The organism is Isoptericola sp. NPDC057191, from assembly GCF_042670225.1.
GTDB lineage: Bacteria > Actinomycetota > Actinomycetes > Actinomycetales > Cellulomonadaceae > Isoptericola.
Map to the genome: position 1 here is coordinate 1 of NZ_JBHUWC010000096.1, position 14,548 is coordinate 14,548.

A 14,548-nucleotide genomic window follows, 5' to 3' on the forward strand; every position below is an offset into this window, starting at 1 on the left:
CGCACGCTCTGAGCGCTCAGAGCGTGCGTCACCACCTGGTCGGCGGGCGGTGGGGCGGGTCAGCGGCGGCGGCGGCCGATCGCCCACCCGGCGGCGAGCGCGACGGCGATCCCGACGGCCTGCCCTCCGAGGATCACCCTGTTGAGGTCCAGCACCGGCTGGTAGCGCGTGCCCTCGGCGGAGACCACGACGACACCCAGCGGCTTGACCCGCAGACCGTAGCCGCCGCCTCCGCCGCCGCCCTCGCCGTGCCCCTCGCCCCGGGCCTCGCCGGACAGCTCGCCCTTCAGCTCTCCCTGGGCGTCGCCCTGCGCCTCGCCGGACGCGTCGCCGTGGGCGCCCGGTCCGTGCCCGGGGCCTCCCGCTGCGGCGTCCGTCGTCGCCGGCTCGGCGGACGACTCGGCGGGCTCGGCGGAGGGCTCGGCAGCGGCGTCCGTGCTGCCCGAGCCGAAGCGGAACGACCGGCGCCACCCGGGGGCGCTGCCCTCGCCGGAGCTCTTGCCGGTCCCCCGGCCCGAGCCGCTGCCGGTCCCGTTGCCGGAGCCGGTGCCCGTCCCGTTGGCGGACCCCGTGCCGGTGCCGCCCCCCGAGCCGGTCCCGATCCCGCCCCACACCTTGGCGACGGGGATGATCAGCTGGCCCTGGTGCTCGTACGCCTCGCCGTACGCACGACGCACGGAGAACGAGTCGTCGGCGGCGTCGGTCAGGCGCGCGAGGTCCGGGGCGAAGGAGCGCGAGTCGTCGGTCATGACGCCAGGCTAGGGCTGTGATGTGACGGCCGCCACAAGGATCGCGGGCAGATTCCCGTCGACGCTCGTGGCGGCCGCCGGTCAGCCCTTGACCGACCCCGCCGTGAGGCCCCCCACGATGTACTTCTGCAGGAAGAGGAACAGCGCCAGGACCGGCACCGCCGAGAGGACGGCGCCCGCCGCGAAGAGCCCCCAGTTGGCCTCGAGCAGCGACGAGACCCACCCGTACAGGCCCACGGCCAGGGTCCAGTTCGACTCGGACTGGAGCACCACGCGGGCGATGATGAACTCGCCGAACGTGCTGATGAAGCTCAGCAGCGCCACGACGGCGAGGATCGGCGTCACCAGCCGCAGGATGATGGTCCAGTAGACCTGCGCGTGCGTGGCGCCGTCGATCTTCGCCGCCTCGTCGAGCTCCCGCGGCACGGTGTTGAAGAACCCGTACATGAGGAACGTGTTCACGCCGAGCGCCCCGCCCAGGTACACGCAGATCAGCGCGAGCTTGGAGTTGAGCCCCAGCACCGGCACGACCTGCCCCAGCGAGATGAGCAGCAGGAAGATCGCGACGAACGCCAGCATCTGCGGGAACATCTGGATGATCAGCAGCGACGTGAGGCCGACGCGGCGCCCGGCGAACCGGAAGCGCGAGAACGCGTACGCCGCCGCGGCACCCATGAGCACCGTGCCCACCGCCGTCGCGACGCCGATCACGAGCGTGTTTCCCATCCACGTCCAGAACTTCGTGGCGCTCAGCGCCGCGTAGTTCACGGTGCTGACCTGGGCGAACAGCTCGTTCGACCCGGTCAGGGTGCCGTTCGGCGACAGCGAGGCCGACACCACGTAGACGATCGGGAAGACGGCGTACAGCACCGCCACCACGCCCACGACGTGCCGCCAGCCCAGCTCCCGGGCCCACCGTCCGGCCGACATCCGGTGCCGCAGCTCCTGCGGCGCCCGGCCCTCGGTCGGCGCGGTCTGCGCGCTCCGCGCCGTCTGCGCCGTCTGCTCCGTGTGCTCCGTGTGCTCCGTCATGAGCTCAGCTCCTCGAGCTTGCGGGTCTGCCGGAAGGCGATCGCGGAGATCACGCCCACCACCACGAAGATCACGATGGACAGCGCGCTGGCGAGGCCGTAGTCGCGCGGGGCCGAGCCGTCCAGGCCCGACACGTTGTAGACCATCGAGATGAGGATGTCGGTGTGCCCCAGCGGCACCGACGCGTCGTCGAACCGTGGCCCGCCGCCCGTCAGCATCTTGATCAGGGTGAAGTTGTTGAAGTTGAACGCGAAGCTCGAGATGAGCAGCGGTGCCGTGGCGACCAGCAGCAGCGGCATGGTGATGGAACGCCACGTGCGCCATCGGCCCGCCCCGTCGATACGGGCCGCCTCGTACACGTCGCCCGGCAACGACTGCAACGCACCCGTGCAGATGAGGAACATGTACGGGAACCCGAGCCACAGGTTGACGCCCAGCACGGAGAGCTTGGCCAGCCACGGGTCGGTGAGCCACGGGATCGAGGCACCCCCCAGCAGCACCTGGTTGATCACGCCGAAGCTCTTGTTGAGCATCCCGGACCACAGCAGGGCGGCGAGGAACCCGGGCATCGCGTACGGGAGGATCATCAGGGTGCGGTAGACCTTGCGGCCCCGCAGCCGCGGGTCGTTGAACACCATCGCCAGGAACATGCCCAGCGCGAAGGTCGTCACGACCGACAGCAGCGCGAACGCGAACGTCCACGCGAGGATCTTGACGAACGGGCCCGCGTACCGGGAGTCGCCGAACGCCGTCGCGAAGTTCTCGAAGCCCACCGTCACACGCCAGCCGACGGGCAGCGTGGCGCCGTCCGCCGCCTCGAACTGGCCCTCGTCGTTGGGGGTGTACACCACCCCGGACGAGGTGTCCGTCATCGTGTCCGCGGCCTCGTCGTATTCCAGCACCGACTGGAACACGTAGCCGGTGCGGGCGTCCTGGGTGCGCATCGAGCCGTCGGCCGGGTCGTCCGACACCGGCACCCGCAGCGTCGTGACCTCCTGCTGGCGCTGCAGGACCGTCGCACGGTCGAGCACCGTCCAGCCGGGCACCGCGGTCACGGTGGTGCCGTCGACGGTCGCGTCCGGGGCGTCGGACAGCGGCTCCTCGGCCGTGCCGACCTCCACCGCACCGTCGTCGAGGACGGCGAACCCGAGGTCGCCGTCGTCCGACTCCACGACCGTCAGGGGCAGGGCGGGCGACCCCTCGACGCGACGCTCGTTCTGCACCAGGAGGGCGTCGACCGCCTGCTCCTTGGTGGAGTTGTGGCCGTCGCCGTAGTTGGTGAACGCGACGTACCCCGTGTACCCCACGACGTAGACCTGGTACACGAGCAGGAACGCGAGCCCCGGCAGGATGTACTTCAGCGGCAGGGCACGCTTGGTGAAGTACACCCAGTTGGCCGCGACGAGGAGCGCCAGCATCGCCGCGAGGATCCCCCACGACCCGGCGCGCCAGGCGGCCAGCACCGCGAAGACGCCGAGGGCGTCGACGAGGGCGACGAGCACGATCTTGACGGCGAAGCCGGCCCCGGAGAAAGTTCCGGAGCCGGCCTCGGCGCCCTGGTAGCGGGCACGCGACATCAGCCGATCGCACCCTCGATGTCGGAGACCATCTTGTCCCAGGCCTTGACCGGGTCGGAGGCCTTGCCGGAGATGATGCTCGCCTCGGTGACGCCCCAGAAGGACCACACCGAACCCATCTCGGGGATGGACGGCATCGGCACGGCCGACGCGCCGACCTCACGGAAGCCCGCGACCAGCGGGTCGGAGGAGGCGGCGTCCGCGGCCTCGGTGAGCGCCGGCGGGCGGCCGCCGGCCTTGAACAGCGCCGTCTGCGCCTCAGGCGTCGACATGTAGTTGACGAGGAAGTCGTTCGCCACGAGCGCGTTCTTGCTCTGCGCGCTCACGTAGAAGCCCTGCACGCCCACGAACGGCTGAGCGGGCTGGTCGCCCGGCGCCGGGATCGGGTCCACGGACAGCTTCAGGTCCTTGAACTGGTCGAGCATCCACGGGCCGCCGATGATGAACGGCGACTTCCCCTTGGCGAAGGCCTCGACGGCGATGTCGTACGAGATGTCCGTGCTGAGGTTGCCCGCCTTGCCCTCCTCGGAGAGCCAGTTCGCGAACGCGTGGCCGCCGTCGCCGCCGAGCGCGAGCTCGGGACGGTACGAGCCGTCGTCGTTCTGCTCGAAGACGGGGGCGCCGAACGACGTCTGGAAGGGGTAGTACGTGTACGGGTCGCCCTTGTCGCCGTCCGACTGGATGAGGAACGGGAACTTGGTGCCGGCCTTCTTCCCTGCGGCGACCATGTCGTCGTAGGTCTTCGGCGCCTCGGGGGCGAGCTCGGTGTTGCGGATGAGCGCGATGTTCTCGATCGCGTACGGAAGGCCGTAGACCTGGCCGTCCTGCGTGAACGCCTGCACCGACACCGGGAGGAAGTCGTCGGCCTTGTCGCCCAGCTCGATCGGCGCGACGACGCCGTTGGCGGTGAACTCGCCGAGCCAGTCGTGCGCACCGACCGTGATGTCGGGGCCCTCGCCCGTCGGGACCTGCGCGAGGAAGTCCGCGCGGATGTCCTCGAAGTTCTTCTGGACGATCTCGACGTCGACGCCGGACTCCTTTTCGTACGCGTCGGCGGCGGCCTGCACGGCGGCCTCGCGGGTCTCGTCGACCCACACCGTGAGCGTGCCGGAGGCGGACGGCGTGGCGCTGGCGTCGGTGTCGGCGGACGACTCGCCGCCCGGCTCTCCGCTGCCGCACGCCGTCAGGGCCAGCGTGGTGGCCAGGGCCGAGGCGAGAAGGATGCTCCTTCGCATCGTGGTTACTCCCAGCTGTCTTCGGTGGACGGCCCGCCCGGCGTCACCGCCGGCGGACCCTGAATGCCCACAACGTACGGATCGTTGCAGCGCGATGCAAGATCTTGCGATAACTTTTCAGCAACGCGTGGCAACGGGGTCGCCGCGTTCCGCCGGCCGGCGCCCGACCCGCCGGTATCCCACCCCAGGACGAGGAGGTCCCGTGTCCCCTACGATTCCTCGGGTGCGCACCCGATTGAGCGACCTGGCGGAGCAGGCAGGCGTGTCGACGGCGACCGTGTCGCGCGTGCTGAACGGCAAGCCCGGTGTGGCGAGCTCCACCCGTCAGGCCGTGCTCGCGGCGCTCGACGTCCTCGGCTACGAGCGCCCTTCGGCCCTGCGCGGTCGCTCCGCCGGCCTGGTGGGCCTCATCGTCCCGGAGCTGACCAACCCGGTGTTCCCCGCCTTCGCGCAGGCCATCGAGTCGATCCTGGCGCAGCGCGGGTACACGCCGCTGCTGTGCACCCAGGCCCCCGGCGGCACCACCGAGGACGAGTACGTCAGCACGCTGGTCGACCACTCGGTCGACGGGATCGTGTTCGTCTCGGGCCTGCACGCCGACACCCGCGCCGACCACACGCGGTACTCGATGCTGCGCAGCCAGGGCGTGCCGATCGTGCTGGTCAACGGCTATGCGCCGGGGATCGACGCCCCCTTCGTCTCCCCCGACGACGCGGCCAGCGTGGACGTAGCGGTGCAGCACCTGCTCACCCTCGGGCACCGCCGGGTGGGTCTCGCGATCGGCCCCGAGCGCTACGTGCCGTCCCGGCGCAAGCTCGCCGCGTTCGTCGCCGCGCTCGTGCGGCACGGCCTGGCGGACGACGAGGCGGCGGCCCGGGAGCACGTGCGGTCCAGCCTCTACACGCTCGAGGGCGGGCAGGCCGCAGCGGCCGAGCTGCTCGACGCCGGCCACACCGCGATCGTCTGCGCGTCCGACCTCATGGCGCTCGGCGCCGTCCGCGGCGCTCGGTCGCGGGGACTGTCGGTGCCCGACGACGTCTCCGTCGTCGGGTACGACGACGCCCCGCTCATCGCGTTCACCGAGCCGCCCCTGACTACCGTGCGCCAGCCCGTCGAGGCGATGGCGCGCGCCACCGTGAGCGCACTGCTGACCGAGATCCAGGGCGAGCGCGCCCCCCGCACCGAGCTCCTCTTCGCACCCGAGCTGGTCGTGCGAGGCTCCACGGGAGCGGCTCCGCGCGGCTGAGCCGCTCCCGCAGGCCGGATTTGCTGCAACCGTTGCAGCAACGCTTACACTCGTCCGATCGTGCACGGCTGCTCCGTGCGTCGACGGGCTCGACCGTGCCCGAGAACGCGCGACCGTGCCCAACTGTGCCCGACCGTGCCCCCACCGTGCCCCGCCCGCTGCGCACGGCCCCCGACCAGGTGAGGAAGCCAGCGATGACCTCCACCCAGCCCATCGTCGCCGCGACCGCGACGGACACCGCCGACGAGCTGCTGCGCACCAGCGCCGTCGTGCACGCCGGCAGCGGCGCTGCGCGGCAGTGGTGGCGCGACGCCGTGATCTACCAGGTCTACCCGCGTTCGTTCGCCGACGGCGACGGCGACGGCATCGGCGACATCCCGGGCGTCACGGCCCGCCTCGACCACCTCGGTTCGCTCGGCGTCGACGCCGTCTGGCTGTCGCCCTTCTACCGCTCGCCGCAGAACGACGCCGGCTACGACGTGGCCGACTACCGCGACGTCGACCCCCTGTTCGGCACGCTCGCCGACTTCGACGACCTGCTCGCCGGCGCCCACGCGCGCGGCATCCGCGTGATCGTGGACCTCGTGCCCAACCACACGTCCGACCAGCACGCCTGGTTCCAGGCCGCGCTCGCCGCCGCCCCCGGCTCCCCCGAGCGTGCCCGGTACGTCTTCCGCGACGGCCGCGGCCCGGACGGCGCCGAGGCGCCCAACAACTGGCAGTCGATCTTCGGCGGCCCGGCCTGGACCCGCCTCGCCCCGCGCGAGGACGACGGCCCCCTCGGACCGCAGTGGTACCTGCACCTGTTCGACTCCACGCAGCCCGACCTGGACTGGCAGCAGCCCGAGGTCCGCGCCGAGTTCGAGGACGTGCTGCGCTTCTGGCTCGACCGGGGCGTGGACGGCTTCCGCGTGGACGTCGCGCACGGTCTCGTCAAGGCCGACGGCCTGCCGGACTGGGACGGGCACGTCGAGATGGTCGCCGGGTCTGCCGACGACGTGGCCGACGAGTCGACCGACGACGTCGAGCCCGGCGCGCCCGAGGACGGCTCGACCGGCGCCGGCAACCACGGCCCCATGTTCGACCAGGAGGGCGTCCACGAGGTCTACCGCGCGTGGCACCGCGTGCTCGCCGAGTACGACGGCGACCGCTGCCTCGTCGCCGAGGCCTGGGTGGAGCCGCTGAGCCGGCTGGCCCGGTACGTGCGCCCCGACGAGATGCACCAGGCGTTCAACTTCTCCTTCCTCACCACCGGCTGGGACGCTGCCGCCCTGCGCACCGTGATCGCGGCGTCGTACCAGGCGAACGACGAGGTCGGTGCGCCGACCACCTGGGTCCTGTCGAACCACGACGTGGTCCGCCACCCGTCCCGGCTCGGCTCGGCCGACCCGTCCGTCAAGGTCAACGGCGTCTTCGCCACCGACCCGCAGCCCGACGAGGAGCTCGGCCTGCGGCGCGCCCGCGCGGCGAGCCTGCTGATGCTCGGGCTGCCGGGCTCGGCGTACCTGTACCAGGGCGAGGAGCTGGGCCTGCCGGAGCACACCACCCTGCCCGCCGACGTGCGTCAGGACCCGGCGTTCTTCCGGACGGGCGGCGCCGAGGCCGGTCGTGACGGCTGCCGCGTCCCCCTGCCCTGGCAGGCCGACGCGCCCGGCTTCGGCTTCGGGCCTACCGGCGAGCCGTGGCTGCCGCAGCCGGCGTCGTTCGCGCGCTACGCCGCGGACGTGCAGTACGGCGTGGAGGGCTCGACGTTCGAGACCTACCGGGCCGCCCTCGCGCTGCGCAAGGCCGAGGGCCTGGGCCACGGCGCGGCTGCCTGGCTGGAGGCCTGGGCGACGTCGCCGGACGTGATCGCCCTGCGCAACCAGGACGTCGTCGTGCTGGCGAACCTCGGCTCCGAGCCCGTGCTGCTGCCCCGCGGCGCCGAGGTGCTGCTCGCCTCCGGCCCCGTCGTCACCGACCGGTCCGCCGACCCGCAGGTCCGCGTCCCTGCCGACACGACGGTCTGGCTGCGCGGCTGACCGTCCCGCCGAGGTAGTTCACTACTTCGCCGTGCCTCGAACTACCTCGGCAAGCTGCGAACTACCTCGGCGGTTCTGGTGCGACCTCGCCAGGCTGCGAACTACCTCGGCAAGCTACGAACTACCTCGGCAGTCCTCGCGCTACCTCGGCAGTCCTCGCGCTACCTCGGCAGGTTGCGCTCCCCCGGCTTGCAGGGTCAGCCGCCGCTGACGCTGAGCTCGGCCTCGCGCAGCCGCGCCTCGAACTCCTCGTCCAGGTCGCGGGAGTCGAGCCACCCGTACGGCAGGTGCGGCTGCTTCGGGGACCCGGCGCGCCCGCGCGGGCCTTCGGCGTCCTCGCCCGGGTAGGGCAGGTCGAGGTCGAGCGCGTCGAGGCGCTCGCGCAGCTCGGCCGTGGTGGAGACCATCGCGAGCGCCCGCCGCGCGTCGCCACCGACGGCGTAGCCCTTGAGGTACCAGGCCATGTGCTTGCGCAGGTCGCGCATGCCCTTGCCCTCGTCGCCGTCGAAGTAGTCGATCATGAGCTGCCCGTGCCGGTAGATCGTGTCCGCGACCTCGCGCAGACCGGGCCGCACGCGCGTGGTCACGCCGTGGAACGCCGCCGCGAGGTCCGCGAAGAGCCACGGCCGACCCTGGCAGCCACGCCCGACGACGACGCCGTCGGCGCCGGTCTCGCGCACCATGCGGAGCGCGTCCTCGGCGGACCAGATGTCGCCGTTGCCCAGCACCGGGACGGTGCGGACCGCCTCCTTGAGCCGCGCGACGGCGGTCCAGTCGGCGGTGCCCGAGTAGTAGTCCGCGGCGGTGCGGGCGTGCAGCGCCACGGCCGCGACGCCCAGCGACTCCGCGATTCGGCCGGCCTCCAGGTAGGTCAGGTGGTCGTCGTCGATACCCTTGCGCATCTTCACGGTGACCGGCACGCCGTACGGCTCGGCGGCCTCGACCGCGGCACGCACGATGTCGGTGAACAGCTGACGCTTCCACGGCAGGGCGGACCCACCGCCCTTGCGGGTCACCTTGGGCACGGGGCAGCCGAAGTTGAGGTCGACGTGGTCCGCGCGGTCCTCCCCCGCGATGATCTTCACCGCTGCGCCGACGGTCGCCGGGTCGACGCCGTACACCTGCGCCGAGCGCGGCGTCTCGTCCGCGCCGAAGGTGACGATGCGCAGCGACTCGACGTTGCGCTCCACGAGGGCGCGGCTGGTCACCATCTCCGCCACGTACAGGCCGGGGTCGAAGCCCTGCGACGCCCCTGCCTCCCGGCACAGCGTGCGGAAGGCGCGGTTGGTGACGCCGGCCATCGGCGCCAGCACCACCGGGGTGTCCACGGTGATCGGCCCGATCTGCAGCGGCGGCAGGACGCGCGAGGCGTGGGTGCTGACGGGATCGAGGGTGGAGGTCACGTCCCCCATTCTCGCAAACGCGCGGGGTGGTCGGTCAGCTGCGGACCGACGGTGCGATCCCGGTGACGCTCTGCACGTCCTCCCAGCACTCCACCCCGCGGATGTCGGGGAGCCGGTCGCGGGTGAAGACGGGGTCGCTGCCCGAGCGCCGCTGGGCGCGGTAGTCGGCGAGCAGCTTCCACACGATCCCCGACAGCAGCGCGATGGCGACCAGGTTGACCAGCGCCATCAGGCCCATCACGCCGTCGGCGGTGTTCCACACGACGTCCGACGACACGACCGACCCGCCGAGCACCGCGAGCACGGCGAGCGTGCGGTACCCGGCCAGCACGCCGCGGGAGCGGGTGATGAACTCCACGTTGGACTCGCCGTAGTAGTAGTTCCCCAGGATGGTGCTGAAGGCGAGCAGGAAGATGATCAGCGTCAGCAGCCCGTTCGACCAGGTGCCGAGGCTGGAGACCAGGCCCTGCTGCGTGAGGCCGATGCCGGGCTCTGCGCCCGCGAGGTCGGGGTCGGCGACGAGGATGATGAACGCCGTCACCGAGCACACCACGAACGTGTCGAAGTACACCCCCAGCGTCTGCACCAGGCCCTGCTTCACGGGGTGGGTGACGGCCGCCGTCGCGCCCGCGTTCGGCGCGGAGCCGAGGCCCGCCTCGTTGGAGAACATGCCGCGCTTCACGCCCTGCATGATCACCGTGCCCAGCGTGGCGCCCACCACCTCGTTCACGCCGAACGCGTCGCCGAAGATGGCCGCGAACGCGTCCGGCACCCGGTCGGCGTTCACCGCCACGACCGCCAGACCGGTGAGCAGGTACAGCACGGCCATCGCCGGGACCACGGCCTGGGTGACGTGCGCGATCCGACGCAGGCCGCCGAAGATCACCAGGCCCGCGAGCACGGCCAGGACGATGCCGACGCCCCACGCGAGCGCGCCACCCGCCTCGACGCCGGCGGTCGTCGCGACGGTCGCGGTGATGGTGTTGGCCTGCAGCGACGAGAACGCGAGCGGGAAGCAGCAGATGAGGATGACGGCGAACAGCACGCCCATCCAGCGGGCCCGCAGGCCGCGTTGCATGTAGTACGCCGGGCCACCGCGGAACCCGTCGGAGTCGCGGGTCTTGTAGAGCTGGCCCAGCGTGGACTCGACGAACGACGACGCCCCGCCCACGAACGCCATGAGCCACATCCAGAAGACCGCCCCGGGCCCGCCCACGGCGATCGCCGTGCCTACCCCGGCGATGTTCCCGACCCCGACGCGCGACGCGGCCGAGATGGTGAAGGCACCGAACGCCGACACCGACTGCGGTCTCCCGTCGGCGTCCTTCGGGGCGGCGTCGGTGAGGGTGCGGAGCATCTCCGGCAGCATGCGCGCCTGCACCACGCCGCTGCGCAGCGTGAAGTACAGGCCGAGCACCACCACCACGGGCAGCACGATCCACGTCCACAGCGTGTCGCCGAAGGACAGGACCCAGTCGTTGAGCGAAGACATCCGGACAGTGTGCAGGCCCGCGCCCCGGGCAGCGAACGGGGACCCGTCAGAGCCAGCCGTTGTCCTGCGCGATCCGCACCGCCTCGGCGCGCGTGCGGGCCCCGGTCTTGCCCATCGCCGCCGACAGGTAGTTGCGCACCGTGCCCTCCGACAGGAACGCCTCCGCCGCCACCTGGGCGACGGTGCCGCCGTCGGCCGCGAGCGCCAGCACGTGCCGCTCCCGCTCCGTGAGCGGGCTGGCGCCGACGGCGAGCGAGGCGACGGCGAGGTCGGGGTCGACGGCGCGCAGCCCGGCGTGGACGCGCCGCACGGCGTCGGCGAGCTGCTCGGCGGGGGTGTCCTTGACGACGAACCCGCTCGCGCCGGCGTCCAGGGCGCGGCGCAGGTAACCGGGCCGCCCGAACGTCGTCACGACCAGCGCGCGGCACGACGGCAGCTCGCGGTGCAGCGCGGCGGCTGCGGCGATGCCGTCGAGGCCGGGCATCTCCACGTCGAGCAGCGCCACGTCCGCGGCGTGGTCGCGGGCGGCGGCCAGCACCTCGTCCCCGCGGCCGACCTGCGCGACGACCTCGAGGTCGGGCTCGAGGTCGAGGAGGGCGGCGAGCGCGCCGCGCACGAGCGCCTGGTCGTCAGCGAGGAGCAGTCGGATCACGGGTCGATCCTGGCACCCGCGGCGGACAGGTCCGCACGCACGGTCACCGCGAGCCGGAAGCCGCCGAGCGGGCTGGGGCCCGTCTCCAGCACCGCCCCGGCGGCGCGGGCCCGCGCCGTGAGCCCGGTCAGGCCGTGACCGCCCCCGTCGCGGGCCGACGACGGCACGCCCGCGCCGTCGTCGTCGACGACGAGCCGGTCCGCCGCGACGGTCACCACGACCCGCGACGCGCCCGAGTGCCGCAGCACGTTGGTGGTGCCCTCGCGCAGCACCCACGCGAACAGCTCTCGCCGCTCGGCCGGCACGGCGTCCACCGCGCCGGGCAGCTCGGCCTCCACCCCGGCGGCGTCGAGGGCGGAGCGGGCGGCGGCGAGCTCGCCGGCGAGGGTGACCTGCCACGCGCCGGCGACGGTGCCGCGCACGTCGGCGAGCGCGCCCCGGGCGAGGCCCTGGATGTCGGCGACCTCGGCGGCGGCCCGCGCGGTGGGGCCGTCGCCGTCGCGGGCCGCGGCGAGGAGCTTCGCGGCCAGCTCGGCCTTCACGGAGATGACGGTGAGGGAGTGACCGAGGACGTCGTGCATGTCGCGGGCGATGCGTTCGCGCTCGCGGGCCACGGCGAGGTCCGCCACCTGCTGCTGCGCCTCGCGCAGGCGCCGGTTGCGGTCGATGACCTGGGTGAAACCGAAGACGGCGGCGCTGGCGAGCACCGCGCCCACGACGTTCCCGTCCTCGGGCTCCCACCCGGGCAGCAGGCGCGGCAGCACCACCATGACGACGATGCTGAGGCCCACGACCCAGAGCGCCGTGCGCCCGTCGACGACGTAGATGGCGGTGACGCACACGAAGATCAGCCCGACGAGCCCGTGCTGCTGTGCAGCCAGGCAGGAGAGCCCCACGCACGCCAGCTGGAGGGTCAGCAGGAGTGCGGCGGCGCGGGGCGAGAGCATCGGCCGCCCTGTCGTGCGACCACCGTCGCCGACGGTCGTCACCCGGCGGAACCGCAGGAACGTCGCCGTGAAGATCCCGGCCACCCCGAGCACGCCGACGGCGCCCACGACGCGCAGCAGCGTCGTGGGCGCGTCGAGGGACGCCTGGAAGGGCTCGACGAGAAAGACCACCCAGATGATCGCGAGCACCGGGCCGAACCGTGGGATGCCGCCGAGCGGCCGCCGGGCGTCCGGGTCGAACGGGTCGTCGCCCGCGGTCCCGGCGGACGGCGCGGTGGGGGACGTCGAGGTCACGTCCCCCACCGTGCCACGCCGGCGCGTCCCGCCGACGGACCGGGTGCTCACACCCGGGCCGTGTCCTTGCGGAAGCGCCACGCGGCGCCGACGAAGAAGATCGCCGCCCAGGTGACCACGTTCACGACGGCGGCGATGCCGAGCTCCCCGCCGAGGGGCGCGTGCACCAGCTCGGCCAGACCGTAGGTCGGGAAGAACTGCGCCACGGTGGCCCACCAGCCGTCCCCGAGGGGCACGAACAGGCCACCGCCGAAGGAGAGGAGCGCGAGGACCGGACCGAGGATCTGCATGACGTTCTCCGCGGGCAGCAGGTAGCCCATGAACAGGCCGAACGCCGCGAAGACGAGGGAGCCGACCCAGGCGAGCAGCGCGCACAGGATCCAGGCGCCGAGGGGCATCTGCGCACCGGTCGCCCCGGCCACCACGAGGGTGATCACGACGGAGGCCGCGCCCAGCACCATGGCGCCGGCGAGCTTGACCGCCACGTAGGCGGCCGGCCGCAGCGGGGTGAGGCGCAGCTGGCGGGTCCAGCCCTGGGCCCGCTCCACCGACACGCTCGCCCCACCGCCCGTGGCGGTGACCATCGCCCCGTACAGGGCCATCGAGACGGCGATCCACGCGGTGACGTTGCCGCTGCCCGCGCTCTGGTTCGTGTAGTCGCCCTGCAGCCCGAAGATGAGGAAGAAGACCGGCGGCATCACCACCGAGAAGATGAGGGTGCGCCGGTTGCGCAGGGAGCGGCGCAGCTCGACCACGAGGTAGGTGCGGACCGCGGTCGAGGTCCGGATGCGAGGCCGGGTCGCGGTCGTCGTGCCGGGGGTGGCGCCGGCCGGCGTCGTGCCGGGGGTGGTGGTCGTGGTGCTCATCGGAGGGCTCCGTCCGGGCTGGTGGGGGCGGTGGTGAGGGCCACGAAGGCGTCCTCGAGATTCTCGGAGGCGACCTCGAGGTCGCAGGCGGCGGTCTGCGTGAGCAGGAAGCGTGCGACGACGTCGGAGTCCGGGGTGCGCACGACGAGCCGCGCGCCGCGGTGGTCGATGGCGTCCACGGCCGGCATCTCGCGCAGCCGTGCGGCGACGGCGGCGCGGTCGCCGTCGTCGTCGATGCGCGCGCTCACGGTGCGACCGGACGCGAGGCTCTTCACCTCGGCGGTGGAGCCGTCGGCGACGACCCGCCCCTGGCTGACCAGGACGACGCGGTCGGCGTACGTGTCGGCCTCCTCCAGGTAGTGCGTGGCGAACACCACGGTGCGCCCGGCGGCGGCGTCGGCGCGGATGGCGGCCCAGAACTCGCGGCGGCCCTCCACGTCCATGCCGGTGGTGGGCTCGTCCAGGAGGAGCAGGTCGGGCTCGCTGACCAGGGCCATCGCGAACCGCAGGCGCTGCTGCTGGCCGCCCGAGCACTTGCCCACCATGCGGTCGGCGAGGTCGGCGATGCCGGCGCGCTCCAGGTACGGCACCGGGGAGCCGGTCCGGCCGAACAGGGCGGCGGTGAGGGCGACGGTCTCGCCCACGGTGATGTCGCGCAGCAGGCCGCCGGTCTGCATGACGGCGGCCACCCGGCCGGCGGCGATCGCGGCCGCCGGCTCGGCGCCGAACACCTGCACGGTGCCGGCGGTGGGGGCGCTCAGGCCGAGCACCATGTCGATCGTGCTCGTCTTGCCGGCGCCGTTGGGGCCGAGGAAGGCCACCACCTCGCCGGGGGCGATCTCCAGGTCGATGCCGTCGACCGCGCGGACGGGGCCGGCGGACGACGGGAACTCCTTGCGCAGCCCGCGCAGGTGCAGCGCGGGGGTGGGACGGTTCGTCGAGGTCATGCCTCGATCTTGGCCGCGCGGCGCCCTGACCTGCAGGGCCGCCTGTCACGACGTGGCCATGACATCTGTCATGCGCCCCCCCGCCAG

12 protein-coding genes are annotated in these 14,548 nt (G+C 72.9%); 2 read left to right on the forward strand and 10 right to left on the reverse strand.

The window, feature by feature from the left end; all coding sequences use genetic code 11:
• Window positions 1–59: 59 nt before the first annotated feature.
• The 4 genes from ACFT55_RS12765 to ACFT55_RS12780 all read right to left on the reverse strand — a co-directional run bounded on the left by ACFT55_RS12765 (window position 60) and on the right by ACFT55_RS12780 (window position 4,593).
• On the reverse strand, window positions 60–749 hold the full coding sequence (locus tag ACFT55_RS12765; RefSeq protein ID WP_380244208.1) for a hypothetical protein: 690 nt from the start codon (window positions 747–749) through the stop codon (window positions 60–62).
• An 81-nt stretch (window positions 750–830) separates the two neighbouring features.
• Window positions 831–1,679, reverse strand: a complete 849-nt coding sequence (locus tag ACFT55_RS12770) for a sugar ABC transporter permease (RefSeq protein WP_380244219.1) — start codon at window positions 1,677–1,679, stop codon at window positions 831–833.
• 98 nt (window positions 1,680–1,777) lie between these two features.
• Window positions 1,778–3,358 (reverse strand): ABC transporter permease subunit, encoded by a 1,581-nt coding sequence (locus tag ACFT55_RS12775; RefSeq protein WP_380244209.1) that lies wholly within the window; start codon window positions 3,356–3,358, stop codon window positions 1,778–1,780.
• The gene (locus tag ACFT55_RS12780) at window positions 3,358–4,593 is read right to left on the reverse strand and encodes an extracellular solute-binding protein (RefSeq protein WP_380244210.1); all 1,236 of its coding nucleotides are present in this window, start codon (window positions 4,591–4,593) and stop codon (window positions 3,358–3,360) included. The genes ACFT55_RS12775 and ACFT55_RS12780 overlap by 1 nt, the downstream gene beginning before the upstream one ends.
• Window positions 4,594–4,816: 223 nt before the next feature.
• Here ACFT55_RS12780 and ACFT55_RS12785 point away from each other — a divergent pair, with 223 nt between their 5' ends.
• Together ACFT55_RS12785 and ACFT55_RS12790 are read left to right on the forward strand one after the other, a co-directional pair.
• A complete protein-coding gene (locus tag ACFT55_RS12785; protein ID WP_380244211.1) occupies window positions 4,817–5,839 on the forward strand; it encodes a LacI family DNA-binding transcriptional regulator in 1,023 nt (340 codons plus the stop codon).
• 194 nt (window positions 5,840–6,033) lie between these two features.
• Complete coding sequence (locus ACFT55_RS12790) at window positions 6,034–7,860, forward strand: glycoside hydrolase family 13 protein (protein WP_380244212.1); 1,827 nt, start codon at window positions 6,034–6,036, stop codon at window positions 7,858–7,860.
• A 197-nt stretch (window positions 7,861–8,057) separates the two neighbouring features.
• On the opposite strand, the gene dusB is transcribed toward ACFT55_RS12790, so the two are convergent.
• Genes dusB through ACFT55_RS12820 form a run of 6 tightly spaced genes read right to left on the reverse strand, consistent with a single transcriptional unit; the run spans window position 8,058 to window position 14,461 of the window.
• Window positions 8,058–9,272: a tRNA dihydrouridine synthase DusB gene (dusB, locus tag ACFT55_RS12795; protein WP_380244213.1), complete on the reverse strand. Its 1,215-nt coding sequence runs from the start codon at window positions 9,270–9,272 to the stop codon at window positions 8,058–8,060.
• Window positions 9,273–9,297: 25 nt separating this feature from the next.
• Entirely contained in the window at window positions 9,298–10,755 is a 1,458-nt protein-coding gene (locus ACFT55_RS12800; protein ID WP_380244214.1) for an alanine/glycine:cation symporter family protein, read from the reverse strand.
• A 46-nt stretch (window positions 10,756–10,801) separates the two neighbouring features.
• Entirely contained in the window at window positions 10,802–11,407 is a 606-nt protein-coding gene (locus ACFT55_RS12805) for a response regulator transcription factor (protein ID WP_380244215.1), read from the reverse strand.
• A complete protein-coding gene (locus ACFT55_RS12810; RefSeq protein WP_380244216.1) occupies window positions 11,404–12,648 on the reverse strand; it encodes a sensor histidine kinase in 1,245 nt (414 codons plus the stop codon). Before ACFT55_RS12810 ends, ACFT55_RS12805 begins: the two co-directional genes overlap by 4 nt.
• A 47-nt stretch (window positions 12,649–12,695) precedes the next feature.
• On the reverse strand, window positions 12,696–13,514 hold the full coding sequence (locus tag ACFT55_RS12815; protein ID WP_380244217.1) for an ABC transporter permease: 819 nt from the start codon (window positions 13,512–13,514) through the stop codon (window positions 12,696–12,698).
• Window positions 13,511–14,461, reverse strand: a complete 951-nt coding sequence (locus tag ACFT55_RS12820; RefSeq protein WP_380244218.1) for an ABC transporter ATP-binding protein — start codon at window positions 14,459–14,461, stop codon at window positions 13,511–13,513. The genes ACFT55_RS12815 and ACFT55_RS12820 overlap by 4 nt, the downstream gene beginning before the upstream one ends.
• Window positions 14,462–14,548 lie beyond the last annotated feature (87 nt).